Source organism: Falsiroseomonas frigidaquae (assembly GCF_012163145.1).
Lineage (GTDB): Bacteria > Pseudomonadota > Alphaproteobacteria > Acetobacterales > Acetobacteraceae > Falsiroseomonas > Falsiroseomonas frigidaquae.
This window is the reverse complement of sequence record NZ_JAAVTX010000005.1, coordinates 245,534-269,102: the sequence shown is the minus strand read 5'-3', so window position 1 is coordinate 269,102 and position 23,569 is coordinate 245,534. Positions and strand designations below refer to the sequence as shown.

General features: G+C 69.9%; 26 protein-coding genes. 15 read left to right on the top strand and 11 right to left on the bottom strand.

All coding sequences use genetic code 11. From position 1 onward, the window contains the following. The first annotated feature begins 239 nt into the window (after nt 1–239). Together HB662_RS17525 and HB662_RS17520 are read left to right on the top strand one after the other, a co-directional pair. Entirely contained in the window at nt 240–1,370 is a 1,131-nt protein-coding gene (locus tag HB662_RS17525; protein WP_168051115.1) for a type III PLP-dependent enzyme, read from the top strand. A gap of 87 nt (nt 1,371–1,457) precedes the next feature. Beyond that, complete coding sequence (locus tag HB662_RS17520; protein ID WP_168051114.1) at nt 1,458–1,922, top strand: Lrp/AsnC family transcriptional regulator; 465 nt, start codon at nt 1,458–1,460, stop codon at nt 1,920–1,922. Nucleotides 1,923–1,950: 28 nt separating this feature from the next. Here the strand turns inward: HB662_RS17520 and HB662_RS17515 are convergent, their stop codons facing one another. After that, the gene (locus HB662_RS17515; RefSeq protein WP_168051113.1) at nt 1,951–3,543 is read right to left on the bottom strand and encodes an ABC transporter substrate-binding protein; all 1,593 of its coding nucleotides are present in this window, start codon (nt 3,541–3,543) and stop codon (nt 1,951–1,953) included. Between the two features lie 103 nt (nt 3,544–3,646). On the opposite strand from HB662_RS17515, the gene HB662_RS17510 reads away from it, so the two are divergent. Genes HB662_RS17510 through HB662_RS17490 form a run of 5 tightly spaced genes read left to right on the top strand, consistent with a single transcriptional unit; the run spans nt 3,647 to nt 9,278 of the window. Further along, nucleotides 3,647–5,236, top strand: coding sequence for an ABC transporter substrate-binding protein (locus HB662_RS17510; RefSeq protein ID WP_168051112.1), 1,590 nt, complete (start codon nt 3,647–3,649; stop codon nt 5,234–5,236). 35 nt (nt 5,237–5,271) lie between these two features. Continuing rightward, nucleotides 5,272–6,243, top strand: coding sequence for an ABC transporter permease (locus tag HB662_RS17505; RefSeq protein WP_168051111.1), 972 nt, complete (start codon nt 5,272–5,274; stop codon nt 6,241–6,243). A gap of 13 nt (nt 6,244–6,256) precedes the next feature. Next, nucleotides 6,257–7,186, top strand: a complete 930-nt coding sequence (locus tag HB662_RS17500) for an ABC transporter permease (RefSeq protein ID WP_168051110.1) — start codon at nt 6,257–6,259, stop codon at nt 7,184–7,186. Between the two features lie 8 nt (nt 7,187–7,194). Then, on the top strand, nt 7,195–8,226 hold the full coding sequence (locus HB662_RS17495) for an ABC transporter ATP-binding protein (RefSeq protein WP_168051109.1): 1,032 nt from the start codon (nt 7,195–7,197) through the stop codon (nt 8,224–8,226). A gap of 11 nt (nt 8,227–8,237) precedes the next feature. Continuing rightward, nucleotides 8,238–9,278, top strand: coding sequence for an ABC transporter ATP-binding protein (locus tag HB662_RS17490; protein WP_168051812.1), 1,041 nt, complete (start codon nt 8,238–8,240; stop codon nt 9,276–9,278). Nucleotides 9,279–9,443: 165 nt separating this feature from the next. On the opposite strand, the gene HB662_RS17485 is transcribed toward HB662_RS17490, so the two are convergent. Continuing rightward, the gene (locus tag HB662_RS17485) at nt 9,444–9,650 is read right to left on the bottom strand and encodes a cold-shock protein (protein WP_168051108.1); all 207 of its coding nucleotides are present in this window, start codon (nt 9,648–9,650) and stop codon (nt 9,444–9,446) included. 345 nt (nt 9,651–9,995) lie between these two features. Here HB662_RS17485 and HB662_RS17480 point away from each other — a divergent pair, with 345 nt between their 5' ends. The 6 genes from HB662_RS17480 (at nt 9,996) to HB662_RS17455 (ending at nt 15,194) form a co-directional block, all read left to right on the top strand. Beyond that, nucleotides 9,996–10,919, top strand: coding sequence for a metal ABC transporter substrate-binding protein (locus HB662_RS17480; protein WP_168051107.1), 924 nt, complete (start codon nt 9,996–9,998; stop codon nt 10,917–10,919). Further along, entirely contained in the window at nt 10,919–11,809 is an 891-nt protein-coding gene (locus tag HB662_RS17475; protein ID WP_168051106.1) for an ATP-binding cassette domain-containing protein, read from the top strand. The genes HB662_RS17480 and HB662_RS17475 overlap by 1 nt, the downstream gene beginning before the upstream one ends. Before the next feature lie 157 nt (nt 11,810–11,966). Beyond that, nucleotides 11,967–12,824: a metal ABC transporter permease gene (locus HB662_RS17470; protein WP_168051105.1), complete on the top strand. Its 858-nt coding sequence runs from the start codon at nt 11,967–11,969 to the stop codon at nt 12,822–12,824. Beyond that, on the top strand, nt 12,821–13,660 hold the full coding sequence (locus HB662_RS17465; RefSeq protein WP_168051104.1) for a metal ABC transporter permease: 840 nt from the start codon (nt 12,821–12,823) through the stop codon (nt 13,658–13,660). The genes HB662_RS17470 and HB662_RS17465 overlap by 4 nt, the downstream gene beginning before the upstream one ends. Nucleotides 13,661–13,743: 83 nt before the next feature. After that, nucleotides 13,744–14,238, top strand: a complete 495-nt coding sequence (gene mntR / locus HB662_RS17460; protein ID WP_168051103.1) for a manganese-binding transcriptional regulator MntR — start codon at nt 13,744–13,746, stop codon at nt 14,236–14,238. After that, a complete protein-coding gene (locus HB662_RS17455) occupies nt 14,235–15,194 on the top strand; it encodes a sterol desaturase family protein (protein WP_168051102.1) in 960 nt (319 codons plus the stop codon). The genes mntR and HB662_RS17455 overlap by 4 nt, the downstream gene beginning before the upstream one ends. A gap of 10 nt (nt 15,195–15,204) precedes the next feature. Here HB662_RS17455 and HB662_RS17450 read toward each other — a convergent pair whose 3' ends face one another. The 7 genes from HB662_RS17450 to HB662_RS17420 form a co-directional block, all read right to left on the bottom strand. Next, nucleotides 15,205–15,414: a DUF4170 domain-containing protein gene (locus tag HB662_RS17450; protein WP_168051101.1), complete on the bottom strand. Its 210-nt coding sequence runs from the start codon at nt 15,412–15,414 to the stop codon at nt 15,205–15,207. Nucleotides 15,415–15,577: 163 nt separating this feature from the next. After that, on the bottom strand, nt 15,578–15,946 hold the full coding sequence (locus tag HB662_RS17445; RefSeq protein WP_168051100.1) for a hypothetical protein: 369 nt from the start codon (nt 15,944–15,946) through the stop codon (nt 15,578–15,580). A gap of 94 nt (nt 15,947–16,040) precedes the next feature. Then, nucleotides 16,041–16,964 (bottom strand): LysR family transcriptional regulator, encoded by a 924-nt coding sequence (locus HB662_RS17440; protein ID WP_168051099.1) that lies wholly within the window; start codon nt 16,962–16,964, stop codon nt 16,041–16,043. Nucleotides 16,965–17,093: 129 nt separating this feature from the next. Then, nucleotides 17,094–17,573 carry a peptidoglycan DD-metalloendopeptidase family protein gene (locus HB662_RS17435; protein ID WP_168051098.1) on the bottom strand — a complete coding sequence of 160 codons (480 nt, stop codon included), beginning with the start codon at nt 17,571–17,573 and terminating at the stop codon, nt 17,094–17,096. A gap of 65 nt (nt 17,574–17,638) precedes the next feature. Continuing rightward, the gene (locus HB662_RS17430; RefSeq protein WP_168051097.1) at nt 17,639–17,932 is read right to left on the bottom strand and encodes a glycine zipper domain-containing protein; all 294 of its coding nucleotides are present in this window, start codon (nt 17,930–17,932) and stop codon (nt 17,639–17,641) included. A gap of 17 nt (nt 17,933–17,949) precedes the next feature. After that, a complete protein-coding gene (locus HB662_RS17425) occupies nt 17,950–18,396 on the bottom strand; it encodes a hypothetical protein (protein WP_168051096.1) in 447 nt (148 codons plus the stop codon). 189 nt (nt 18,397–18,585) lie between these two features. Further along, complete coding sequence (locus tag HB662_RS17420) at nt 18,586–19,356, bottom strand: DUF3750 domain-containing protein (RefSeq protein ID WP_209443348.1); 771 nt, start codon at nt 19,354–19,356, stop codon at nt 18,586–18,588. 109 nt (nt 19,357–19,465) lie between these two features. On the opposite strand from HB662_RS17420, the gene HB662_RS17415 reads away from it, so the two are divergent. Both HB662_RS17415 and HB662_RS17410 read left to right on the top strand, forming a co-directional pair. Further along, a complete protein-coding gene (locus HB662_RS17415; RefSeq protein ID WP_168051094.1) occupies nt 19,466–20,254 on the top strand; it encodes an SDR family NAD(P)-dependent oxidoreductase in 789 nt (262 codons plus the stop codon). Nucleotides 20,255–20,265: 11 nt separating this feature from the next. Next, nucleotides 20,266–21,063 carry an alpha/beta fold hydrolase gene (locus tag HB662_RS17410; RefSeq protein ID WP_168051093.1) on the top strand — a complete coding sequence of 266 codons (798 nt, stop codon included), beginning with the start codon at nt 20,266–20,268 and terminating at the stop codon, nt 21,061–21,063. A gap of 2 nt (nt 21,064–21,065) precedes the next feature. Here HB662_RS17410 and HB662_RS17405 read toward each other — a convergent pair whose 3' ends face one another. Then, nucleotides 21,066–22,697 (bottom strand): ankyrin repeat domain-containing protein, encoded by a 1,632-nt coding sequence (locus HB662_RS17405; protein ID WP_168051092.1) that lies wholly within the window; start codon nt 22,695–22,697, stop codon nt 21,066–21,068. A gap of 132 nt (nt 22,698–22,829) precedes the next feature. Continuing rightward, entirely contained in the window at nt 22,830–23,483 is a 654-nt protein-coding gene (locus tag HB662_RS17400) for a hypothetical protein (protein ID WP_168051091.1), read from the bottom strand. Nucleotides 23,484–23,569 lie beyond the last annotated feature (86 nt).

Sequence of the window (23,569 nt, the reverse complement as noted above, 5' to 3'; positions counted from 1 at the left end):
TGCGCCGCAGACGCAGTACGCACGTGCCGAAGGCCCCAGGCCCACGGAACCCGATCATGATCTGCTCATGAACAGGGTCACCGCGGCGCAAGGTTAACGCAACGACGTCAGCGTTCTGGCAACCCCGGCGGCTCACCCCGCCGGCCTCACTTGGTCGCTGGTTCGTTCGACCGTTTCGTCAATCTAGGGGCAGTCCCCACAGGGGCAGTCTCCACTGTTTGCAGGGGAGTACGGGCGCGATGAACCCGAAAATCGCTTCGTATCTGCGCGACCATGCGCCCGCCACGCCGTGTCTGGTGCTGGACGTGGATCGCGTTGAGCAGAATTACAGCCGGCTGAAGGCCGCGATGCCGCTGGCGCGCGTCTACTACGCCGTGAAGGCCAACCCGGCCGCGCCGATCCTGGATCGGCTGTCCGGGCTCGGCTCGTCCTTTGATGCCGCGTCGTGGGAAGAGATCCAGGCCTGCCTGGAGGCCGGCGCGCGTGCGGCCGACATCTCCTTCGGCAACACGGTGAAGAAGGAATCCGCCATCAAGGCCGCCTTCGCCGCCGGCGTGACCATGTTCGCCTTCGACAGCGAGCCGGAGTTGCGGAAGCTCGCCCGTTCCGCTCCCGGGGCGCGCGTCTACTGCCGGATTCTCGTCGAGAACAAGGGTGCCGAATGGCCGCTCTCGCGCAAGTTCGGCTGCGAGGCCGCGATGGCGAAGGAGCTGATGGTGAAGGCGGCCGCATGGGGTCTCGACCCCTATGGCATCTCCTTCCATGTCGGCAGCCAGCAGACCCAGACCGGCGCCTATGAGGCGGCGATCGCCCGCGTGGCGATGATCTTCACGGACCTGAAGGACGCCGGCATCAACCTGCGGATGGTCAATCTAGGCGGCGGCTACCCGGTGCGCTACCGGGCGGAAGTGCCGGAGATCGACGCCTTCGGCGACGCCATCATGGGCGCCATGACCGAGCATTTCGGCAATGCGCTGCCGGAGATGGTGATCGAGCCGGGCCGCTTCATGGTGGGCGATGCCGGCGTGGTGTCTTCCGAGGTCGTGCTGGTCTCCCGCAAGGCCGAGGATGACCCCGTGCGCTGGGTCTATCTCGACATCGGCCGCTTCGGCGGCCTGGCCGAGACGGAGGGCGAGTCCATCCGCTACGAGTTCCGCACGCCGTATGACGGCGCCGCGGAAGGCCCCGTGACCATCGCCGGCCCGACCTGCGACAGCACGGACACGCTGTATGAGAAGTCCAACTACCGCCTGCCGATGGCGCTCGACGCCGGCGACCAGGTGCAGCTGCTGTCCACCGGTGCCTATGTGACGACCTATGCGAGCCAGGCCTTCAACGGCTTCCGCCCGCTGGCCGAGCACTACATCTGAGGCAGCTTCCCCGGATTGGCCGGAAAATATGCGGCGGGCGCGAGCCCGCCGTTTCTTTTTTTGGCGTGACTGGGCTAGGTTGCCGTCATGGATGAAATTGACCGCAACCTCGTCGTCGCCCTTCAGGAAAACGGGGCGGCCGGCCTCGCGGAACTCTCCAAGGTTGCCGGCCTGTCCGTCTCCGCCACCGCGGAGCGGGTGAAGCGGCTGGAGGAGCGGCATGTGATCCGCGGCTGGCGGATCGACCTCGACCCCGTCGCCGCCGGCTGCCCGCTGCTCGCCTTCGTCTTCGTCGCCATGCACCCAAGTGATGGCGATGCCGGCTTCGTGGCCACGATGAAGCAGCGCGAGGCGGTGCTCGAGTGCCACACCGTCACCGGCGCCTGGTGCTATCTGCTGAAGCTGCGGCTGCCTGACATCGCCACGCTGGAAAGTTTCGTTTCCGAGGTGGTGCGCGGCCAGGCCGGCGTGGCGCGGACGGAGACCATCCTGGCGCTGGCCTCGCCCAAGGAAACCGCCATCCTGCCGGTCGCCGAGGCCGAGGAAGAGTAGGGGAGGGGCCTGCGCCCCTCCCGCCCGCTCAGTTCGCCGGGCGCGCGCCCATGGCGACGGTGCGCTCATCCATGCGCGGCTCATAGGTGATGCCGCGGCGGGTGGCCCAGAAATTCACCAGCTGGAACAGCGGGATCATCGCCGTCTCGCGGTCCACCATCGCCACCGCCTCCTGCAGCAGCTTCTCCCGCTCCGCATCGTCCAGCGTACCGGCGGCGCGCGCCGTCAGCGCATCGAGCTCCGCATTCGAATAGCGGGAATTGTTGGAGGCGCCGGTGCGGCGTTCGCGGTTGTAGGTGCCGAAGATGTTCACCAGCATGTAGCTGGCCTCGCCAGTCACGCTGCCCCAGCCGGCGAGGCGGGCATTGAATTCCTGGCGGGAATTGCGCGCCGCATAGCTGGTCCAGGGCAGCGCATCGACGGCGGTCCGCACGCCGACGCGGCTCCACATCTGCGCCACGGCCTGCGCGGTGCGGGCATCATTCGGGTAGCGGTCGTTCGGCGTCGTCAGGGTCAGCCGGAAGCCCTGCGGGAAGCCGGCCTCGGCCAGCAGGCGGCGGGCACCCTCCGGATCGTGGCGCGGCGTCTGCACAGCCGGGTTGTAAGAGAAGGAGCCGGGCGGCAGCCACTGGCCGGTGGGCTTCGCCGTGCCTTCCATGATCCGGTCGGCCAGCGCCTCACGGTCGATGGCGATGGACAGCGCGCGGCGCACGCGGGAATCCAGCATCGGGTTGCGCGCCAGCGGCCGGCCTTCATTGTCGCTGACCAGCACCGGCGCCGTGTCAGTGCGGGAGAAGTCGGTCATCAGGTAGATCAGGCGCAGGCCCTGGATCTCCGCGATGCTGAGGCGGTTGTCGCGGCGCAGGCGCGCGATGTCGGTCGACGGCACCTGGTCGATCACGTCGAGGTCGCCGGCCAGGATGCCCGCGGTGCGCGCCGCGTCATTGGCGACGAAGCGGTAGGACACGCGCGACCACGGCTCCGCGCCCTTCCAATAGGCGTCGTTGCGGGCGAATTCGGTGCGGTCGCCGGGGCGATAGGAGACCAGGCGATAGGGGCCGGTGCCGATGGCGGCGCGGCCGGCATTGTAGTCCTCCGTCGCCGCACCCTCGCCGACATGGCGGGAGATGATCTGGATCGAGGCCAGTTCCGTCGGCAGCAGCGGATGCGCCGCGGCGGTGTGGAAGCGGATGGTCAGCGGGTCCACCACCTCGACGCGGGTGATGGCGCGGACGAAGCCGCCGAAGCCGCCCGGGCTGTTCGGCACGTTGGGCGCTCGGCCGATGGTGAAGGCGACGTCGTCGGCGGTGAAGTCCCGCCCGTCATGCCACTTCACGCCGGGGCGCAGCTTGAATTCCCACACCGTCGCCGACACCGCGCGCCAGCTTTCCGCCAGCGCCGGCTGGATGCGCGCCTGCGCGTCCTGCTCCGTCAGGCGGTCGAACAGGTGCATGGTCAGGCTGATGTTGGGCGAGGCATTGTAGAAATGCGGGTCCAGCGAGGTGGGCGACCCGCCGATGCCGATGGTCAGGTTGCGGTCCTGCGCCAGGGCCGGCGCGGCCATGGCCAGCAGGGCAGCGGAAAGCAGCACCCGGCCGGTACGCTGGCGAACGAAACTCATTGAGAACCTCTTCGGGACGACATGAACGGGCTGCCAGCCTAGCCGCTCACGTATCAGGCTGCTATACAAGCCGCTTCGGGGAAGCTTTGTTGAGGAGAGAGTGATGCGAAACAGCATCCGCAAGACCGCCATGGCGGCGGTGTCCGTGATGGCCGTGGGGTTGCCCGCGGCACAGGCCCAGACGCTGAACATGGGTGTTGGTTCGCCGGTCACCTCGCTCGATCCGCATTACCACCAGCTGTCGCCGAACAACGCCGTCAGCGACATGATCTTCGACAAGCTCGTCGGCACCGATTCCGCGGCGCGCAACATCCCCGGCCTTGCGACCGAGTGGCGTGCCGTCGCCCCGACCGTCTGGGAATTCAAGCTGCGGCCGAACGTGACCTTCCACAACGGCAATGCGTTCACGGCGGAAGACGTCGTCTTCACCATCCAGCGCCTGCCCAATGTGCCGAACAGCCCGTCCTCCTACGCCGCCTATGCGCGGCCGATCGTGCGGATGGAGATCGTCGATCCACTGACGATCCGCTTCCACACCCGGGAGCCCTATCCGCTGATGCCGCTGGACATGACGAATGTCCGCATCCTCGATTCCGAGACGCATGCGAATGCGGCGACCGAGGATTTCAACAGCGGTCGCGCCGCCATCGGCACCGGCCCGTGGCGCGTGGTCAACCACCGCAACGGCGACCGGATCGAATTCGCGCGCAACGACAACTACTGGGGCGACAAGCCGGCCTTCGAGCGGGTGAACTACCGCATGGTCACCAACGACGCGACGCGCACCGCGTCGCTGCTGTCGGGCGACCTTGACGTCATCGACCAGGTGCCGACCAGCGACCTGACCCGCCTGCGCCGCGACCCCAACATCAGCCTGGCCGAGACGGTCGGCCTGCGCCTGGTCTTCCTCGGCCTGGATCACCTGCGCGCGCCGGATGAGAATTCGCCGCAGATCACCGACAATGAAGGCCGCCCGCTGGGCCGCAATCCGCTGCGCGACGTGCGCGTGCGTCGCGCGCTGTCGATCGCGATCGACCGCAAGGCGATCGCGGAGCGGGTGATGGAAGGGGCCGCGACGCCGTCCGGCCAGTTCCTGCCGCCGGGCACCTATAGCCACGTGCCGGGCCTGGAGGCGCCGGAATACGACGCCGATGCGGCGCGCCGCCTGCTGGCCGAGGCCGGCTATCCGAACGGCTTCCGCATCACGCTGTCCGGCCCGAACGACCGCTACATCAACGACAGCCGCATCATCCAGGCGGTCGGCCAGATGTGGACGCGCATCGGCGTCCGCACCGCGGTGGAGGCGCAGACCTGGTCCACCTTCGTCGGCCGCGCCGGCCGCCAGGAATTCTCCTCCTTCCTGATCGGCTGGGGCTCAAACCCGGATGGCAGCCACCCGCTGCGCAACATCCTGGCGACCTATAGCCGGGAGCGTGGCTGGGGTGCCTCGAACCGCGGGCGCTTCTCCAACGCCGAGGTCGATGCGCTGCTGACGCAGTCCCTGTCCGAACTGGACAATGAGAAGCGCGAGCAGCTGCTGATCCGTGCGCAGCGCATCGCGGCGGAGGAAGTTGCGGTGATCCCGCTGCACATCCAGACCAACATCTGGGCGACGCGTCGCGGCTTTACGCACCAGGCGCGCGTCGATGAACTGACCAGGGCGCAGGACACGCGCCCGGCCGCGGCCCGCTGAGGCGGGCGGCAAGCGGGTAGAGTAAGGGGACCGGGATGAGCGTCTATTTGCTGCGGCGGCTGATCCAGGCCGCCGGCGTGGTGCTGGCGATGTCGATCATCGTCTTCGTTGGCGTCTTCGCCATCGGCGACCCGGTCGAGATCCTGATCAGCCCGGATGCCGACCAGATGGAGCGTGAGCGCGCGATCGCGGCGCTCGGCCTCGATCTGCCGCTCTGGCAGCAATACCTGATCTTCCTGGGCAAGGCGGTGCAGGGCGATCTGGGCCGGTCCTTCGTGTTCAACGAGCCGGCGCTGGAACTGATCCTGCAGCGCATGCCGGCGACGCTGGAGCTGGCCTTCGCGGCCACCTTCGGCGCGATCCTGATCGGCCTGCCGCTCGGCCTCTATGCCGGGCTGAAGCCGAACAGCCTCGCCAGCAAGGGCATCATGGCGGGGTCGATCCTCGGCTTCTCGCTGCCCACCTTCTGGGTCGGGCTGATGCTCATCATGGTGTTCGCCGTCCAGCTCGGCTGGCTGCCCTCGACGGGGCGTGGCGAGACGGTGGAGATCCTCGGCACGCGCTGGTCCTTCCTGACCTGGGACGGGCTGACGCATCTGGCGATGCCGGCGCTGAACCTCGCGCTGTTCAAGATCAGCCTGGTCATCCGCCTGACCCGCGCGGGGGTGCGGGAGACCATGCTGATGGACTACGTGAAGTTCGCCCGCGCCAAGGGGCTGAGCCCGTTCCGCGTGACCTTCGTGCACGTCTTCAAGAACATCCTGATCCCGGTCGTCACCGTCACTGGGCTGGAGTTCGGCAGCACCATCGCCTTCTCCGTCGTGACGGAGAGCATTTTCGCCTGGCCCGGCATGGGCAAGCTCATCATCGACAGCATCAACGTGCTCGATCGCCCGGTCATCGTCGCCTACCTGATGATCGTCGTGCTGATGTTCATCACCATCAACCTGGTGGTGGACCTGATGTATTCGGTGCTCGACCCGCGCGTGCGGCTGGACAGCAAGTGAAGGGGAGCGCGGCATGAGCGCGGTCGTCGGCCAGGGAGCTCCCATCGAGGATCCCGCCAAGGTCAAGGTGGAAACGCCGTTCCGGCGCTTCTGCTCGGAATTCGCCGAATCGAAGCTCGCCCTGGGCGGCTTGATCGTGATCTCCATCATCATCGTGGTGGCGATCCTGGCGCCCTTCATCTCGCCGCAGGACCCCTACGACCTTGCGGTGCTGGACATCATGGATGGGCGGCTGGAACCCGGCGCCCAATCCGGCGACGGCGCCATCACCTACTGGCTCGGCACCGATGACCAGGGGCGGGACATGCTTTCCGGCATCATGTACGGGCTGCGGATCTCGCTGACCGTCGGCGCCGGCTCCGCCTTCATCGCCTGCATGGTCGGTGCTTCGCTCGGCCTCGCCGCGGCCTATGCCGGCGGCAAGACCGACAGCATCATCATGCGCATCGTCGACCTGCAGCTGTCCTTCCCGTCGATCCTCGTCGCGCTGATGATTTTGGCGTTTCTCGGCAAGTCGGTCACCAATGTGGTGATTGCGATCGTGGTTGTGGAATGGGCGTATTATGCCCGAACGGTGCGCGGCACCGCGCTGGTCGAACGTCGGCGCGAATACATCGAGGCGGCGGAATGCCTGGCGCTGCCGCGCTACCGCATCCTGTTCCGCCACCTGCTGCCGAACTGCCTGCCGCCGCTGATCGTCATCGGCACCATGCAGGTGGCACGCGCCATCGCGCTGGAGGCGACGCTGTCCTTCCTCGGCCTTGGCGTGCCGATCACCGAGCCCTCGCTCGGCCTGCTGATCGCAAACGGCTATGAATACATGCTGTCGGGCAAGTACTGGATCTCGTTCTATCCAGGCATCGCGCTGCTGGTGACCATCGTCGCCATCAACCTGGTCGGTGACCAGTTGCGCGACGTGTTGAACCCGCGGCTGCAGAAGTAAGGGTGCCCATGGCTGATACCACGAACACCTCGGCGCCGACGCTGGTCGCCGCACAGGCTGCGGCGCCGACGCTGGAGGTCCGGAACCTCCAGACCCACTTCTTCACCCGCGCCGGGGTGGTGAAGGCGGTGAACGACGTGTCCTTCACCATCGGCCGCGGCAAGGTGCTGGGGCTGGTCGGCGAAAGCGGCTCCGGCAAGACGGTGACCGGCTTCTCCATCATGAAGCTGATAGATCCGCCCGGCCGCATTGTCGGCGGGTCCATCCTGTTCCAGGGGCGCGACCTCGCGACCCTGTCTGAGGAGGAGATGCGGACCCTGCGAGGCAACCGCATCGCCATGATCTTCCAGGATCCGATGATGACGCTGAACCCGGTCCTGCGCATCGACACGCAGATGATCGAGACGGTGCAGGCGCATGAGAAGGTTTCGGATGCCGATGCCCGCGCCCGGGCGCGCGATGCGCTCGGCATGGTTGGCATCCCGTCCCCGGATGAACGCCTGAAATCCTATCCGCACCAATTCTCCGGCGGCATGCGCCAGCGCGTCGCCATCGCCATTGCCCTGCTTCACCGGCCCGACCTGATCGTGGCGGACGAGCCTACCACGGCGCTGGACGTGACCATCCAGGGCCAGATCCTGGCGGAGGTGCAGAAGCTTTGCGCCACCACCGGCACGGCGATGCTGTGGATCACCCATGACCTGTCCGTGGTTGCCGGCCTCGCCGACGACATCGCCGTCATGTACGCCGGCCGGGTCGTCGAATACGGCGATGTGGGGGAGGTGCTGGACGCGCCGCTGCACCCCTACACGCATGGCCTGATCGGCAGCGTGCCGTCGCGCAACAAGCGCGGCGTGCCGCTGCGGCAGATTCCGGGCATGACGCCGTCGTTGCTCAACCTGCCGGAAGGCTGTTCCTTCCGTGCCCGCTGCCCGCGCGCGGCGGAGGATTGCATCGTCATGCCCACCCTGCATCCCTGGCTGCCGAACCGCCTGGCACGCTGCCACCACCCGCATCTCGAGGAGGTGGAGTCGGCATGAGCCAGAGCCAGATGCAGACCCAGGTGCCGGATGCACCGCGCGTCTTCGCGGATAGCGAGACGCCGATGATCGAACTGCGGCAGGTCTCCCGCCGCTTCTCGAAGAAGCTCGACATCGCCGCTAAGCTGGCGCGTCGCCTCGGCGCCTCGGTGAAGGAGGAGATCGTCCACGCGGTGGACCATGTGGATCTCCGCGTCCGCAAGGGCGAGGTGGTCGGCCTGGTCGGTGAATCCGGCTGCGGCAAGTCGACGCTCGGCCGGATCGTCGCGGGCATCCTGCCGCAATCCGAGGGCGAGGTGTTCTGGAACGGCCAGAACGTCGCCGCGATGCAGGGCGAGGCCGCGAAGATCGGCAAGCTGCGCCGGCAGATGATCTTCCAGGACCCCTATGCCAGCCTCAACCCACGCATGCGGGTGGCGGACATCGTCGGCGAGGCGCCGCTGGTGCATGGGCTGGCGACGCGCGCCAATTTCGATGCCTATGTCGATGAGCAGATGCGCCGCGCCGGCCTCGACCCGGCCTTCAAGCGGCGCTACCCGCACCAGTTCTCCGGCGGCCAGCGCCAGCGAATCGGCATCGCCCGGGCGCTGGCGGTAGCGCCGGAATTCATCGTCTGCGACGAGGCGGTGGCGGCGCTGGACGTGTCGATCCAGGCGCAGATCCTCAACCTGTTCATGCAGTTGCGGAAGGACCTGGACCTCACCTACCTGTTCATCAGCCACGATCTCGGCGTGGTGGAACATCTGAGCGACCGGGTGGTGATCATGTATCTCGGCCGGGTGGTCGAGGAAGCGCCGACCGAGCGCGTCTTCGCCGCCGCCAACCACCCCTATACGCAGTCGCTGTTGGCCAGCGTGCCGCGCATCGGCAATCGCAAGCGGGCCTTCGCCACGGTGAAGGGGGAAATCCCGTCGCCGCTGAACCCGCCGCCCGGCTGCCACTTCCATCCGCGCTGCCCGCACGCCTTCGACCGCTGCCGGGTGGAGGTGCCGAAGCTGCGGGAGATCGCGCCCGGCCAGCGCAGCGCCTGCCATCTGAACGACGCCGCCTGATCCATCGGGCGGGCCGGAGGGGGGCGATCCCGTCGCCCCCCCGCGGCAGATCCAACAGGCCGAACACAGACAGCAAGGCTGCGGACAGCAAAACGGCCCCGTCGCACAAGGCAACGGGGCCGCTGGAAGGCTTGAAACGCGGGCCGGATCAACCGGCCCGGCGCATCAGACGCGCTTCAGGTTGCCGGCAGATTCCTTGCCCTGCTGGCCGCGCTGGATCTCGTACTCGATCTTGTCGCCCTCGCGCGGGTCCTGCAGACCGGCGCGCTGCACATCGGAGATGTGCAGGAAGACGTCCTTGGAGCCGTCTTCCGGCTGGATGAAGCCGTAGCCCTTGGTCGCGTTGAACCACTTAACAGTGCCGATAGCCATGATGGAGGTGTTCCGTTCATGAGGGAGGCCGCATCGCGACATCGCGCTGCGGATCACGCTGAGGGGAAACGGACACCAGGCTCGGCACTCAAGGGGTTGAGCAGGAGGAGCAGGCCGAACCAAACGACGATGACCCGACTGATATGACGGCTGCGGGGCGGGATTGCAAGCTCTTCGAGCCAGTTGGTGCGTCGCTCGCGCTTCTGCGATCTGCAAGGGCCTTGCGACACCTGTAGCCTTGGCTACATACTGACGGCCGAGCAAGATCATCAACCAGAGACGACATTTATCTGTAGCCGAGACACGCCCAAGGCTCCTTCGCCCATCCTCGATCAAGGGATTCGCATGACCGAAGCCGCAACCCGCCGCCACCTGCTGGCCACCACGCTCGGACTTGCCGCCCTGGGCGCGGTGGCCACGCCAAGCGCAGCCCAGGCGCCCAAGCGCATCGTCGCCACCTTCACCGTGCTCGCCGACATGGCGCAGAACGTGGCGGGCGAGGCGGCGCTGGTCGAAAGCCTGACCCGCCCGGGCGCCGAGATCCACGACTACGAGCCGACGCCGCTCGACGTGGTGCGGGCACGGTCCGCGGACCTGGTGCTGTGGAACGGCATGGGGCTGGAGCGCTGGTTCGAACGCTTCTTCAGCCGCGCCGGCAGCACCCGGCAGGCGGTCCTGACGGAAGGGATCACGCCGATCGGCATCGGCCAGGGGCCCTATGAGAACCAGCCCAACCCGCATGCCTGGATGTCGCCCACCCTGGCGCTGGTCTATGTCGAGAACATCCGCAAGGCGCTGGCCGGCATCGACCCCGCCAATGCCGCCACCTACGCAGCCAATGCTGAACGCTACGCCGCGCAGATCCGCGCCGTAGATGCCAGGCTGCGCGAAAGCCTGGCCCGCCTGCCGGCCGATCGCCGCGTGCTCGCCACCTGCGAGGGCGCCTTCAGCTACCTGACGCGCGACTACGACCTGCGCGAGGCCTATCTCTGGCCGATCAACGCGGAGGATGAGGGCACGCCGCGCCAGGTCCGCGCGATGATCGACGCGGTGCGCCGCACCCGCGTGCCCGCCGTGTTCTGCGAAAGCACGGTGAATGACCGCCCGATGCGCCAGGTGGCGCGGGAGGCGGGGGCCCGCTACGGCGGTGCGCTGTTCGTGGACAGCCTGACCGCGGAGGACGGCCCGGCGCCGACCTACCTGAAGCTGCTGGAGGTCAACGCGGACATCATCCTGCGTGGCTTCTTCGGCAACCAGGCGCCCCGTTGATGGACGGCGCACTGGTGCGTCCCCCCGGCACGCGCGCCGGGCTATCCGTGGAAGGCGTCTCCGTCGCCTATCCGAACGGCCACCTGGCACTGCGCGACGCCAGCTTCAGCCTGCAGCCCGGCACGGTCTGCGGGCTGGTGGGCGTGAATGGCAGCGGCAAATCCACGCTGTTCAAGGCGATCATGGGCCTGGTGCGGCCCTCGGCCGGGCAGGTGCGCATCGGTGGGGAGAAGGTGCAGGCGGCGCTGAAGCGCAACCTCGTCGCCTATGTGCCGCAGGCGGAGGAGGTGGACTGGTCCTTCCCCGTCGGCGTGCGCGACGTGGTGATGATGGGCCGCTACGGCCACATGAACATGCTCCGCATCCCGCGCGCGGCGGACCGGCAGGCGGTGGATGCGGCGCTGGCGCGCGTCGGCATGCTGGACCTGGCGGAGCGCCAGATCGGCGAGCTGTCCGGTGGCCAGCGCAAGCGCGTCTTCCTGGCCCGCGCCCTGGCGCAGGGCGGCGAATTGCTGCTGCTGGACGAGCCCTTCACCGGCGTGGACGTGACCACGGAGGATGCGATCGTCGAACTGCTGACCCAGTTGCGGGACGAGGGCCGGATCATCCTGGTCTCCACCCACAACCTCGGCTCGGTGCCGACCTTCTGCGACCATGTGGTGCTGGTGAACCGCACCGTGCTGGCCGCCGGGCCGACGCCGGAGGTCTTCACCGGCCCCAACCTGCTGCGCGCCTTCGGCGGCGCGCTGCGCCAGCACAGCCTGCCGGAACAGGCCAAGGCGCATGCGCCGCTGGAAGCAGGCCACGTGGTGGTGCTGTCCGATGACGAACGGCCGCTGGTGATGGCGCCCGATGGCCGGGTGCTCGGCCGCCTGACGCAGGATCTGTGAGGGTGCGCGTGACGGATTTCCCCACCCCGACCAGCCTTCAGCGTCGCGGCAGTGCCGCAACCCCCGGCAAGCGCGGGGGAGGACCATGGCTGCTCCCTCCCCCGCGCTTGCGGGGGAGGGTTGGGGTGGGGGCCATCGCGACCGGAACGCTCCGCCCATGAGCGAGCTCCTGATCCCCTTCGAATACGACTACATGCTGCGCGCCATGGGCATCGCCGGCCTGGTCGGCGCCGTCGCCGGGCTGCTATCCTGCTACGTGGTGCTGAAGGGCTGGTCGCTGATGGGTGATGCGCTGAGCCATGCCATCGTGCCTGGCGTGGTGCTGGCCTGGCTCGGCGGCATCCCCTTCGCGATCGGCGCCTTCGCCTCCGGCATGCTGGCGGCACTCGCCATGGCCGGCCTGCGCGGCCGCACCCCGATCCGGGAGGATGCGGTGATCGGCGTGGTATTCACCGGCTTCTTCGGCCTCGGCCTGTTCCTGCTGTCGCTGTTCCCGTCGAATGTCCGGCTGCAGACCATCATCTTCGGCAATGTGCTCGGCATCGCCGATGCGGACATCATCCAGATGGCGATCATCGCCTGCGTGGTGGCGCTGGCGCTCGGCATCTGGGGGCGGGACCTGATGCTGTCGCTGTTCGACCCGGTGCAGCTCGTCGCAGCCGGCGGCAACCCCGGCCACATGCGCATCCTGCTGCTGATGCTGCTGGCGGCGACCGCGGTGGCGGGGCTGCAGGCGGTGGGCGCGGTGCTGGTCATCGGCATGCTGGTGACGCCGGGCGCCACCGCCTATCTGCTGGCCGACCGCTTCGGGCGGATGGCGGCCATCGCCACCTTCATCGGCGCCTCCACCGGCCTGGTGGGCGCCTATGCCAGCTACTTCCTGGATGGCTCGACCGGCGGCAGCATCGTGGCGCTGCAGGCGGCGATCTTCGTGGCCGTGCTGGTCTTCGCGCCGAAGCACGGCATCCGCGCCACCCGCCGCGCCGCGGCCAAGGCTGTTGGGACCCCCGCATGATCGAGGCGCTGATCCAGCCCTGGCAATACGGCTTCATGCAGCAGGCGCTGGCGGTGGGGCTGATGGTCGCGACCCTGTCCGCCATCCTGTCCTGCTTCGTGGTGCTGAAGGGCTGGTCGCTGATGGGCGATGCGGTCAGCCACGCCATCCTGCCCGGCGTGGTCGGCGCCTGGCTGATCGGCATTCCGCTGGTGATCGGCGCCTTCGCCGCCGGGCTGGCCTGTGCCATCGCCTCCGGCGCCATCCGTGCCACCTCCCGGGTCAAGGAGGATGCGGCGATGGGCGTGGTGTTCAGCGGCATGTTCGCCGTCGGGCTGATCCTGCTGTCGCAGGTGCGCTCCAACGTCCATCTCTCCCATGTGCTGTTCGGCAGCATCCTCGGCATCGAGACGGAGGATTTCTGGACCACGCTCGGCATCGCCTCCGCCGCCCTGCTGGTGCTGGCATTGCGGGGGCGGGACCTGGTGCTCTTCTGCTTCGACCCCGGTCAGGCGCGGATCGTCGGCCTGCATGTCGGCCGGCTGCGGCTGCTGTTGCTGACGGTGCTGGCGGCCAGCATCGTCGCCGGGGTGCAGGCGGTGGGCGTCATCCTGGTGGTGGCGCTGCTGATCACACCGGGCGCCATTGGCATCCTGATGACAGACCGCTTCGGCCGCATGGTCTGGGTGGCGGTGGCGAGTGCCTGCACTGCGACCATCGTCGGCATCCAGATCAGCTTCATGCTCGATGCCTCCACCGCCGGGTCCATCGTTTTGGCGCTGACGGCGATCTTCCTGGCGGCGCTGGTGGCCTCCCCCCGCCATGGGCTGCTGCGGCGGCGGCGGGTCGCGGCCTGACGGTTCGGACGGGCCGGCCTGGCATAATGTGAAGCCGGTGCCACAAATTGGCACCGGCCATTCCCGGGTGCTAAACCCGCCGCATGACCACGGCCGATTCCTGCCCGGACCCCGACCCGCCCGAGCTGCCTGAGCTTTCCGACCATGGGGGGCCGGAAGGGGCGGATGAGGCCGCGCGCCACGCCTCCGCCCGCACCGCCCGCGCCGCCGCGTTGGCGGAGGATTATGTCGAGATCATCGCGGATCTGCTGGAGCGGGATGCGGAGGCGCGACCGACCGATATTGCCCGCCGCCTCGGCGTCACCCATGCCACCGCCATCAAGACCATCGGCCGGCTGAAGCGTGACGGGCTGGCCCATTCCAAGCCCTATCGCGGCGTCTTCCTGACCGAGGCGGGGCACGAACTGGCCCGCCGCGTCCGCGCCCGGCACCAGACGGTGGTCGCCTTCCTCGCCGCCCTCGGCGTGCCGGCCGACATCGCGGAGGCGGATGCCGAGGGCATCGAGCACCATGTCAGCGACGCCACGCTCGCCGCCTTCGAGCGTTTCCTGGCCGAAGGGGGCAAGGCACCCGGATGATCGACCTTCTCGACGCCATCCGCGCCACGATCCATGAGGCCTGGCTGATCCCGGCGCTCTACGATCTGGGGCTGATGGCGTGGGAGGAGGAGGCCTTCGACTGGCTGGGCTTCGCGCTGCTCGGCCTGGTGCAGATCGGCGTCTGCATCGTCCTGTGCGGCACACTGGAGAAGTGGCGACCGGTGGAGCGGTGGGACGACCATGCGCCGGTGCGGACCGACATCCTCTACACGCTGCTGATCCGCCTCGGCATCCTGCCACTGGCGGTGTTCGTGCTGTTCCGGCCGCTGCAGGTCTGGCTGCACGGCACCATCGTGGATTTCGGCGCGGTGCCGCCGACGCTGGAATCGCTGTTCCCGGCACTGCGGCAGGCGCCGCTGGTGGCGCTGGCGGTCTATATCGTGGTGCTCGATTTCGGCGAGTACTGGCGCCACCGGCTGCAGCACGCCATTCCCTGGTGGTGGGAACTGCATGCGGTGCACCATGCGCAGAAGCAGATGACCTTCTGGACCGATGACCGGAACCACCTGCTGGACGACGTGATTGCCGCGGTGTGGCTCGGCTTGCTGGCGCTGGTGATCGGCGTGCCGCCGGCGCAGTTCCCGGTGATCGTGCTGGTCACGCGGATCGTTGAATCGCTGTCGCATGCCAATGCGCGGGTGCATTTCGGGAGTCTGGGCGAGCGCCTGTTGGTCTCGCCCCGCTTCCACCGCGCGCATCACGGCGAACAGGCAACCGATGTGCAGGGGGTGAATTACGGCGTGCTACTGCCGGTCTGGGACTGGATGTTCGGCACCGCCGACTGGAACCGGCGCCATTTTCCCGCCACCGGGGTTCCGGGGGCGGACCCGGCGATCGTCACCGGCGGCTTCCTGGCGCAGCAGGTGGCCGGGCTGCGCGCCGCCTTCGGGCGGCGCCGGCAGGTGCCGAAATCCTCGCAGGTGCCGAAGCCGTAGACCCGGTGCCTCAGGCGGCTTTGGTCGGGGTCGCCAGCATCACGAACAGCCGGTGCGTGGCGATATCCACCTTGCGCCGCATATGGTCCTGCCAGGCACGGTTGGCGGTGGCCTCGTCGTGGTAGGGGCCGTGCAGCTCCTCCGTCCCCTTCTCCAGTACCGTGAAGTTGGTATCGGTGAAGACGCCACCCCAGACCACCCAGATCTGCCGTTCGGTCATTGCTGTTCCACTCCTCATGCCGCATCGCAGCATAGCCCGAAGCCGGCTGGTCCGGAACGCCTGGCGGAGGAAACAGGTTGCGGGTGAACCCCTTTACCCGCAGTGAACGGCCACACCGCGACTGGAATGAGCGGCCCGCGCGGTGCGGCCGGATGGGCGCAGATCAGCGCTGGCTGCCGCGCGCGCGGCGCATCATGTCCACCATCGCTTCGGGAACATACACCGTCTGCTGCGATTCACCGGAGCCGATGGTCAGCGGCACATAGCCGGGGCGCGGCGCCTGCGCGAAGACGGCGTCGAAATGCACGACCCGCACATCCATGCCGGTCGGGTCCGACACCATCACGCGGCCGCCGCCGACCAGGGTTCCCTGGCCCATCGGGCCGTAATCCACCATCATGTTCTCGCCCGTGCCGGTGACACGCGGGTAGCTCTGCGCCACGGCGCTGGTGGTGAGGGCGCCGGCGGTGATGATCGGGGCGGCCAGCAGCAGCGCGGCGGTGGCCAGGATTGTCTTGCGGGTCGTCGTCATGTCGGCGTCTCCGATAGGGCGCCGCGGCAGGGCGCCACGGTCCACCCCAGGATTCAGGATGACGCCGCGCCAGCGCAGCCCTGATACGTCGCGGCTATCGGAACAATGCACGCGGCGCATGGGGCTGGTCATTCGCCACGGGCGCTGCGAAGCGTGTTCGCCGCAGCACATCCACGAAGCGCGCCAGGGGGCCGGACCAGCGGCGGCCGACCACCGTCACCAGGCACACCTGGCGCGCCAGCGGCGCATCCTCCACCGGGCGCAGCACCAGCCCGTTCTGCACCGCGCTGAATTCGGGCAGGAAGCATACGCCCATGCCGGCGGCGACCAGGCACTGGATCCAGTCCTCCCGCTCGCTGCGGCAGGCGCTGACCAGCCGGGCGCCGGCGGCGGCCAGATGTTCGCGCAGCACGTCGCGATGCTCGCAATTGATCCGCGACAGATAGGCCTGGCCATCCATGTCCCGCATGGCGATGGACCTTCGCGCGGCGAAGGGGTGGCTCGGGGCGCAGGCCACCAGGAAGCGCTCGGCATAGAGCGGCTCCGGCTTCAACCGCTCATGGTAGGCTTCCGGCTGCACCATCAGCGCGGCGTCGAGATCGCCCTGCAGCAGCTGTTCCGCCAAGCGGTCGGGCGTTGCATCGGACAGGCTGATGTCGATGCCCGGCTCCGCCAGCCGGAACCGCCCGAGCAGCGCCCCGAAGCGCGACGGCCCGAGCGAGCACATCACGCCGAGCCGCAGGTCGCAGCCCTGCCGCCGCAGATGCAGCGAGGCCTGCTTTCGCGCCGACTGGCTGCGGGCGACGATATCCTCGATGCGCGGCTGCATCAGGCGGCCGAGCGCCGTCAGATGCGTCGTCCCGCCCTCGCGGGCGAAAAGCGGCGCGCCGAGTTCCTTCTCCAGCTTCTGGATGCCGCGGGTGAGGGTGGGCTGCGTCACACCGCAGAGCGCGGCGGCGCGGGTGAAGTGCAGCGTCTGGCTCGCCGCCAGGAAGTAGCCCATCTCGCGGAGTTCCATTGGCGTGCCCAACCCTGTGCTGGCCTGGCTTCGCCGCGATGGGGCGTTTGGTTCCGCGGCACCAGCCGCGGAGCGGCGACGGCCGGCCAGCCGCGGAGCGGCGACCATCCGCGAGCGGCAATGCCAGGGTCAGCCGCAGGGCGGCAGTGTCAGGAAGCGCGCCGGGTCCACCGGTTGGCCACGCACCACAACCTCGAAATGCAGGTGGGTTCCGTAGGTGATGCCGCTGCGGCCGATGCGGCCCAGCCTTTCGCCCTGCGCCACCCGGCGCCGGCCGGAGGCGAGCGCCGGGGCGATGCTGCCGAGATGGGCGTAGCGGGTGGCATGGCCGCCGGCATGGCGGATCTCCACCTCAAGCCCCGCCGCGCCGCGCCGGCGTACGGCCACCACCTGGCCGGCCTCGGCCGCCACCACCCAGGCGCCGGCCGGGGCGGGAATGTCGATGCCGCGATGCTCGCGTGAGGCACGAGGGCCGGCTTCCGCCCGGGGGCCGAAGGGCGAGGAGATGCAGGCGGGGCGCAGGGGAGCAGCCAGCGCGCCTGGTGCCGGCCCGGACATCCGGGGTTCGGCCAGGGCAGGCGCCGACAGCAGCAAGATCGTCAGCGCCACCGCCCGCATGCGAAACTCCAGCTTCCCGGGCGGCCGTAGCGGCCATTCCGGGAAGCTGGCAAGGCTCAGCGCCGGTAGCGCCTGTCGTCGCCGCGACGCCGGTTGTCGTAGCGCGGCGGAGCGCGGCGATCATCGTAGCGGGACTGCGACTGGTCATACAGGAAGCCGCCGGCCCCACCGACGCCGGCGCCGAGCAGGGCCCCCAGCCCGGTATTGCCGCTGAAGGAGCCAATCAGGCCACCAGCCGCGCCGCCACCCAGCGCGCCGGTCGCGACGCGCTGCTGGGTTGGGTTGAGGTCGCCGCAGGCCGACAGGCCGAGGGCCGCGACCAGGGGAAGAACGAGGCGCAAGGCGCGCATGATGGGTCTCCTTTCGCTCAGCGGTTCGGGCGGGTCGGACGCGAGGGCCGGGTCGGCGCCGTCGCGCAGGGGAACTCCGCCTGGGCGTAGCGCAGGAAGCCGTCCAGCGCGGGCTCATTGGCATAGCGCGGATTGGCCCGCGCCCAGGCCGCGAAGCCGAGGCCGGTCTGCGCGACGGAAGGTCCGGGGCTGGTCACGCAGAACAGCGGCCGCACGGGACCACCCTCCGGGTAGAGCAGCGCGTGGAACTGGCCCGCACCGGTCAGGAAGCCCTGGCAATAGGCGATCGCCTCAAGCCGGCGCATCCCGCGGACATCCGGGTCGCAGACGCCAGCGAGATCGCGCACAGTCTGCACATGGTCGGTGACGCTGGGCTCCCGGTCCGGACCGCGCGGCCCCTGGGCGAAGGCGGCGGAGGCCCCCAACAGGCCCAGCACGGCGGCAGTTGCCACAAGGCGCATCATCGTTTCCTTCCTTGGGAAGTGGATCGAACATTCCTGCCAGGCGCCCGGCCCGATGTGCCGGGCGCGCAAGCATCCTGGTGACAACGCCGCCCGGCGCGGTTCGTTCATCCCGCATCTCAAATTGCTTGAACCGGCTGCGTTTCGGCTGCGCCCCGCCCCTGCGGCTGCGCCGCGCAGCCCGGGCCTGTCCTACGGTTGGGCCGCCGCAGCCTCTGGTACCGGGTCCAGCCCGAGCCGCCCGAGACCGGGCAGCTTGATCGCCGGGCGGCGCAGGTCCAGCCCGGCGACGGCGCCGAGGATGTTCACCTCCAGCCCCTCCACCCAGCCCAGGGTCAGCCCGGCATAGCCGCCAAGCGTCAGCCGGAAGCCGGTGCCGGACCCGGTCCAGCGCAGCCAGCGGCCATCATGCGGGAAGTCCTTGCCGATGGCGTTGGGCGGCAGCGCCGCCTGCACCCCCGGCACCGCATCCAGCACGGCGGCGACGAAGGTGTTGGAGTTGGGGCCAGGCCAGACCCGGTAGTCACCGCGGTTGCGCCAGGCATAGTCCGCGATGGCGGCCTGCATGCGCGGGATCATCGCCGCCGCCTCCGGCCCATCCGCGGCGAAGACCAGTTGCGGCAGGCGGCCGAACCAGCGGCCATCCGCCTCGAAGCCGTTCACCCGGATCGGGTCGCCCCAGGCGGTGTAGTCGTAGCGCGTATAGGCATCCGCCCCCTCGGGCTTCAGCACCACCCAGCTATGCACCGCGAAGATGCCGCGCCAGCGCACCGTGGGGGCGGCGAAGACCCGCACCACCGCCTCCTGCTTCGCGGCCGCCGGGGGCAGCAGGCCGGCGCTGCTGCGGTCCGCCAGCCGCCAGGCCGGGCCGATGCCGTCCCATTGGTAGATCGCCGCGGAAACGCCGAGCGGCAGCAGGAAGAACAGGGCGAACAGGGTCAGGGTGGTCTTGAGGATCTGCATCTTCACGCGCCATCTGAGGTGCGACCCGCGCTTCCGCAAGCGCCCCCCGGTTGACAGCGGCGCCAGGGCGCGGCCTGTGCGGGTGGCGAATGCGGGGAAGGGCGTGGCCATGGAACTCGGCCTGAAGGGCAGGACGGCGCTGGTGACCGGCGCCTCCATGGGCATCGGCCGGGCCATCGCCCGCGAATTGGCGGCGGAGGGCGTCGCCGTTGCCATGCTGGCGCGCGGCGCGGAACGCCTGGCCGAGGCCGCCGCCGCCATCGCCGCGGAAACCGGCAGCCGCACCGTGCCGATCGCGGTGGACCTGGTGGATGGCGCGGCGCTGGAAGCGGCCGTGGCGCAGGCGGAAGCGGCGCTCGGGGTGATCGACATCCTGGTGAACAATGCCGGCGCCACGCCGATGGGCCGCATCGCAGACAGCGACGACGCCACCTGGCGCAAGTCGCTGGACCTCAAGCTGATGGGCTACATGCGCTGCGCCCGGCTGCTGGTGCCGCCGATGCGGATGCGGCGCTGGGGGCGGGTGATCAACATCATCGGCCGGTCCGGCCACCAGCCGCGCGCCACCTATATCGTCGGCTCCAGCGTGAACGCCTCGCTGCTCAGCTTCACCCATGCGCTGGCGCAGGATTGCGCGCCGGACAACGTGCTGGTGGTGGGGGTGAATCCCGGCCCGATCGCGACCCCGCGCTGGGATGCGCTGGTCGCCCAGGGCGCGGCCGGCAGCGGGCGGGATCCGGAGGCGGAGAATGCCGCGGCCATCGGCTCCGTCGCCATGGGCCGGCTGGGCACGGCGGAGGAGGTCTCCGGCCTGGTGGCCTTCCTGTGCTCCGACCGCGCCGGCTTCATCACCGGCACCAACATCGACATCGACGGCGGCGGCACCCGCTGCATCTGAGGTTCTGGCCCATGCCCCATTTCGAGGTTTCCCCGGGCGTTACGCTCGCCTATGCGGTGGACGACTTCACCGATCCCTGGGCGCCGGCGCCCACCGTGCTGCTGCTGCACGGCCTGGCCGAGAGCGGCGAGGCGTTCCGGGCCTTCGTCCCCGCTCTGTCGCGCCAGGCGCGCGTGGTACGGCTCGACCTGCGTGGCTATGGCGGATCGACTCCGATGCCGGCGGATCATCCCTGGCGCTTCGACCGGCTGGTGGACGACGTGGTGGCGCTGATCCGGCACCTCGGCGTGCCGCGCGTGCATCTGGTCGGCGGCAAGATCGGCGGGACCATCGCCCTGGCCGTGGCCGCGCGGCATCCCGAACTTGTGGAGAAGCTGGCGGTGCTCGGCGGCCCGGCGTCCCTCACCAACATGGCCGGGCGCACGCCGGGCTGGCGCGCGCAAATCGCGGCGGAGGGTGTGCCGGCCTGGGTCGCGGCATCGAATGCCGGCCGCATGGGGACGCGGATGAGTGCGCCGGCGCTGGCCTGGTGGACGCAGATGATGGGCCGCACGGCCGCCTCCACACTGGAGGGTTTTCTCCAGATGGTGCCCAGCGTCGATGTTACGGCGGAAGTGGGGGCCATCCGGGCTCCGACGCTGGTGGTCACCACCACGGGCAGCGGCCTCGGCTCGGTGGATGAGGTGAGGGCCTGGCAGGAGCGTATCGCCGGCTCCCGCCTCGTCGTGCTGGACAATGACAGCTACCACGTCGCCGCCTCCGACCCGGATGCGACGGCGGCGCTGGTGCGGGATTTTCTCGCCGACTGAGTTCAGTCTTCCTCCCCCGCAAGACCGTCGGCCACCTCCTCCGAGAAGAGGCGGCGGTGGCCCTCGATGATCACGACGCCGGGCGCTGCGGCGTCTCGCCGGCCCGGCGGCAGGCCGTGGTCGCGCAGCGCCTGAGCGCAGCCGATCCAGTCTCCACCTTCGACCGGTTCGTGCACCGAGGCCCAGGCCAGGGTGCCGCGGACATCGTCGCCATGGCCGTGCTGCTCCGTCCAATGCGCGCCCTGTGCCAGCAGGAAGCGCGCCAGCGCCGCATCGCCGCGGAACACGGCGAGGTTGAGGGCCGAGGCGTGCCAGTCGCCGCCCGGCACCGCGATCGGCCAGCCCAGCGCCACCATCAGCCGCACCGCCTGATCCGCCCCCTCCGCCGCCAGATCGGGCAGCAGGCGCAGCTGCCGCGGCGTCAGCGAAGCCGGCAGATCCGGACGGCGCGCCGCGATGGCGCGTGCCGCGTCCGCATCGGCGCTGGCGCAGGCCGCGAGGAAGCTCTCCTCCTCTGACAACGGCTCCACCGCGCCATGCCCGGCGAGCAGCGCCGCCACCTCCACCAGGCCGAATTGCCGGGCCAGGCGGTAGGCGCTGAGGCCGGACGGCGTGCGGTCCCGCGGATCGGCGCCGGCCGCCAGCAGGGCCGCGACATGGCGCGGCGAGCGGCGGCGGCGGATCGCCCAGAGCAGCGGCGTGCCGTAGTCGGATAGCGGCGGGTTTCGGGCCGGCTCCCGCGCATTGCCGCCGGCCTCCAGCAGAAGCTCCAGCGGCGCCGGATCGTCCAGGTCCAGCGCACGGAATATCGCATTGGTGCCGGCAATCCGCGCGCCACGTGCCAGCAGCAGCCGGGTGCAATCCGGGCTCTCCAGCGCGTGATGGAGCGACTCGCCATCATCCGGATTGGCGCCAGCCTCCAGCAGCAGCCGGGTCATCGCCGCATCCCGCTGCTGCCCGGCGGCGCCATAAAGGGCCGAAAGGGGCTGCGAATCGTCCGGCGCGGTGGGGGAGGCCGGCGGAAAGCGGTTGCCGATGCGCTGGTTTGGATCGGCGCCCTCGGCCAGCAGCAGCCGGGCGGCATCGCGCAGCGCATCGGCGAAGGCCGGCAGCCGCAGCAGGCTGGAATGGGTAACGGCGACCAGCGGCGGCAGGCGCAACGGGCCTCCGGGCCGGTTCACCCAGCCCACATCCGCCGCGATCGCCCGGCGCAGCGCCGCAACATCACCGATGGCGCAGGCGAGCCAAGGGTCCCCCGCCGCCAGCCCGGGCGTCTCCGCCAGCATCCGGGCGGCGGCCTGTGGCCGCGCCGGGCTGCGGCTGCCGGTGACGTCCCCGGCATAGACGCGTTCCAGCCACAGGCGGCGCTGCATCTGCGCGTCGCCCTGCGCCTCGGCATAGCTGCGCAGCTCGGCCCAGCTGGCAAAGCCATGGTCTCGGGCGAGGCAGGATTGCGCGTCGTGCAGCCGCAGGCCGAGGCCGGCGGTGGCGGCGGGCGAGAGGCCGGCTGCGGCGGGCAGGGCGTGCTGGAAGCGGGCGATGGCCTCGGGCTCTCCGGCGCGAAACGCGCGCAGCAACGCCTTCGCCTGTTTCCGCAAATGGTCGAGATTCACCCGCTCGGGCAGGATGGGCATGCGAAACCTCCGTGCACAGGATCGCCGAAGGCCCGCAAAGCCGGCGGCACAAAGGTCTGGCGCGAGGATGACGCGGCAAGTGGGTTGAACCCTGCCCGCGGGCCCGGATGCGGCTTGCTCCGCGGGGCGAGGCTATCGGCTGCGGCTGCGGAAGGTCAAGCGGCGCGGCCAGGGCAGCAGCGCCGCCAGCGGCAGCAGCGCCAGGCCCCAATCCAGCGTCGTGCCGCGCGCCAGCACCGGCAGGGCGGCCAGCGCGGCGAGCGCCGTGGCGAAGGGCAGGGCAGGGGATACCGGCCCGGCCTGTGCGCCCAAGCTGGCGCCCAGCAGTACCAGGGCCAGCGGCAGCGCCGGGCCCGGCGGCCCGGCCAGCGCGAGCCCGGACGCGATCACCGCCGCCGCCAGCACGGCGCGCCAGCCGACGAGGCGCAGCGCCAGCAGCGCATACAGCGCGACGCCGGCCAGCACCGGCGCCGCCTGCGCCAGATCCGCCAGGTTGCGCGGCGCGCCCGCCATCCACCAGCCGGCGCCGAGCACGCCAAGCCCCGGCAGCAGCCAGCCAGGGGCCCGCCGCCACGCCAGGCCCGTCGCCACCAGCGCCAGCATCGCCAGCGCCAGCAGCGGCAGCCGTTCGGGCAATTGCCGGGGGGAGGCCGGCAGCGATCCGAACAGCCACCACCACCCGGCCAGCACGCCGGCCGCCACCGCAAGGGCACCAGCCGCGCCTGAGCGGCGGCCCCACAGGGCAAGCACCAGCGCAACCGCCAGCGCCAGGAGGGCGGGCAACATCCAGGGAGGGATCGGGGCGGCCAGGGACATGCCCGCAACAGGCCGCGCCACGCCGCCGCGCGCAAGCGTCACCTTCCGAAACTTGC

What these genes read in the sequence shown, in the direction of transcription:
- HB662_RS17500 (WP_168051110.1), top strand. Translation starts at nt 6,257, where the DNA reads ATGAGCGCGGTCGTCGGCCAGGGAGCTCCCATCGAGGATCCCGCCAAG.
- HB662_RS17465 (WP_168051104.1), top strand. Translation starts at nt 12,821, where the DNA reads ATGATCGAGGCGCTGATCCAGCCCTGGCAATACGGCTTCATGCAGCAG.
- HB662_RS17445 (WP_168051100.1), bottom strand. Translation starts at nt 15,946, where the DNA reads ATGACGACGACCCGCAAGACAATCCTGGCCACCGCCGCGCTGCTGCTG.
- HB662_RS17505 (WP_168051111.1), top strand. Translation starts at nt 5,272, where the DNA reads ATGAGCGTCTATTTGCTGCGGCGGCTGATCCAGGCCGCCGGCGTGGTG.
- HB662_RS17470 (WP_168051105.1), top strand. Translation starts at nt 11,967, where the DNA reads ATGAGCGAGCTCCTGATCCCCTTCGAATACGACTACATGCTGCGCGCC.
- HB662_RS17450 (WP_168051101.1), bottom strand. Translation starts at nt 15,414, where the DNA reads ATGACCGAACGGCAGATCTGGGTGGTCTGGGGTGGCGTCTTCACCGAT.
- HB662_RS17410 (WP_168051093.1), top strand. Translation starts at nt 20,266, where the DNA reads ATGCCCCATTTCGAGGTTTCCCCGGGCGTTACGCTCGCCTATGCGGTG.
- HB662_RS17480 (WP_168051107.1), top strand. Translation starts at nt 9,996, where the DNA reads ATGACCGAAGCCGCAACCCGCCGCCACCTGCTGGCCACCACGCTCGGA.
- HB662_RS17405 (WP_168051092.1), bottom strand. Translation starts at nt 22,697, where the DNA reads ATGCCCATCCTGCCCGAGCGGGTGAATCTCGACCATTTGCGGAAACAG.
- HB662_RS17430 (WP_168051097.1), bottom strand. Translation starts at nt 17,932, where the DNA reads ATGCGCGCCTTGCGCCTCGTTCTTCCCCTGGTCGCGGCCCTCGGCCTG.
- HB662_RS17415 (WP_168051094.1), top strand. Translation starts at nt 19,466, where the DNA reads ATGGAACTCGGCCTGAAGGGCAGGACGGCGCTGGTGACCGGCGCCTCC.
- HB662_RS17475 (WP_168051106.1), top strand. Translation starts at nt 10,919, where the DNA reads ATGGACGGCGCACTGGTGCGTCCCCCCGGCACGCGCGCCGGGCTATCC.
- HB662_RS17485 (WP_168051108.1), bottom strand. Translation starts at nt 9,650, where the DNA reads ATGGCTATCGGCACTGTTAAGTGGTTCAACGCGACCAAGGGCTACGGC.
- HB662_RS17525 (WP_168051115.1), top strand. Translation starts at nt 240, where the DNA reads ATGAACCCGAAAATCGCTTCGTATCTGCGCGACCATGCGCCCGCCACG.
- HB662_RS17420 (WP_209443348.1), bottom strand. Translation starts at nt 19,356, where the DNA reads ATGCAGATCCTCAAGACCACCCTGACCCTGTTCGCCCTGTTCTTCCTG.
- HB662_RS17515 (WP_168051113.1), bottom strand. Translation starts at nt 3,543, where the DNA reads ATGAGTTTCGTTCGCCAGCGTACCGGCCGGGTGCTGCTTTCCGCTGCC.
- HB662_RS17490 (WP_168051812.1), top strand. Translation starts at nt 8,238, where the DNA reads ATGCAGACCCAGGTGCCGGATGCACCGCGCGTCTTCGCGGATAGCGAG.
- HB662_RS17425 (WP_168051096.1), bottom strand. Translation starts at nt 18,396, where the DNA reads ATGATGCGCCTTGTGGCAACTGCCGCCGTGCTGGGCCTGTTGGGGGCC.
- HB662_RS17455 (WP_168051102.1), top strand. Translation starts at nt 14,235, where the DNA reads ATGATCGACCTTCTCGACGCCATCCGCGCCACGATCCATGAGGCCTGG.
- HB662_RS17400 (WP_168051091.1), bottom strand. Translation starts at nt 23,483, where the DNA reads ATGTTGCCCGCCCTCCTGGCGCTGGCGGTTGCGCTGGTGCTTGCCCTG.
- HB662_RS17495 (WP_168051109.1), top strand. Translation starts at nt 7,195, where the DNA reads ATGGCTGATACCACGAACACCTCGGCGCCGACGCTGGTCGCCGCACAG.
- HB662_RS17510 (WP_168051112.1), top strand. Translation starts at nt 3,647, where the DNA reads ATGCGAAACAGCATCCGCAAGACCGCCATGGCGGCGGTGTCCGTGATG.
- mntR (WP_168051103.1), top strand. Translation starts at nt 13,744, where the DNA reads ATGACCACGGCCGATTCCTGCCCGGACCCCGACCCGCCCGAGCTGCCT.
- HB662_RS17440 (WP_168051099.1), bottom strand. Translation starts at nt 16,964, where the DNA reads ATGGAACTCCGCGAGATGGGCTACTTCCTGGCGGCGAGCCAGACGCTG.
- HB662_RS17520 (WP_168051114.1), top strand. Translation starts at nt 1,458, where the DNA reads ATGGATGAAATTGACCGCAACCTCGTCGTCGCCCTTCAGGAAAACGGG.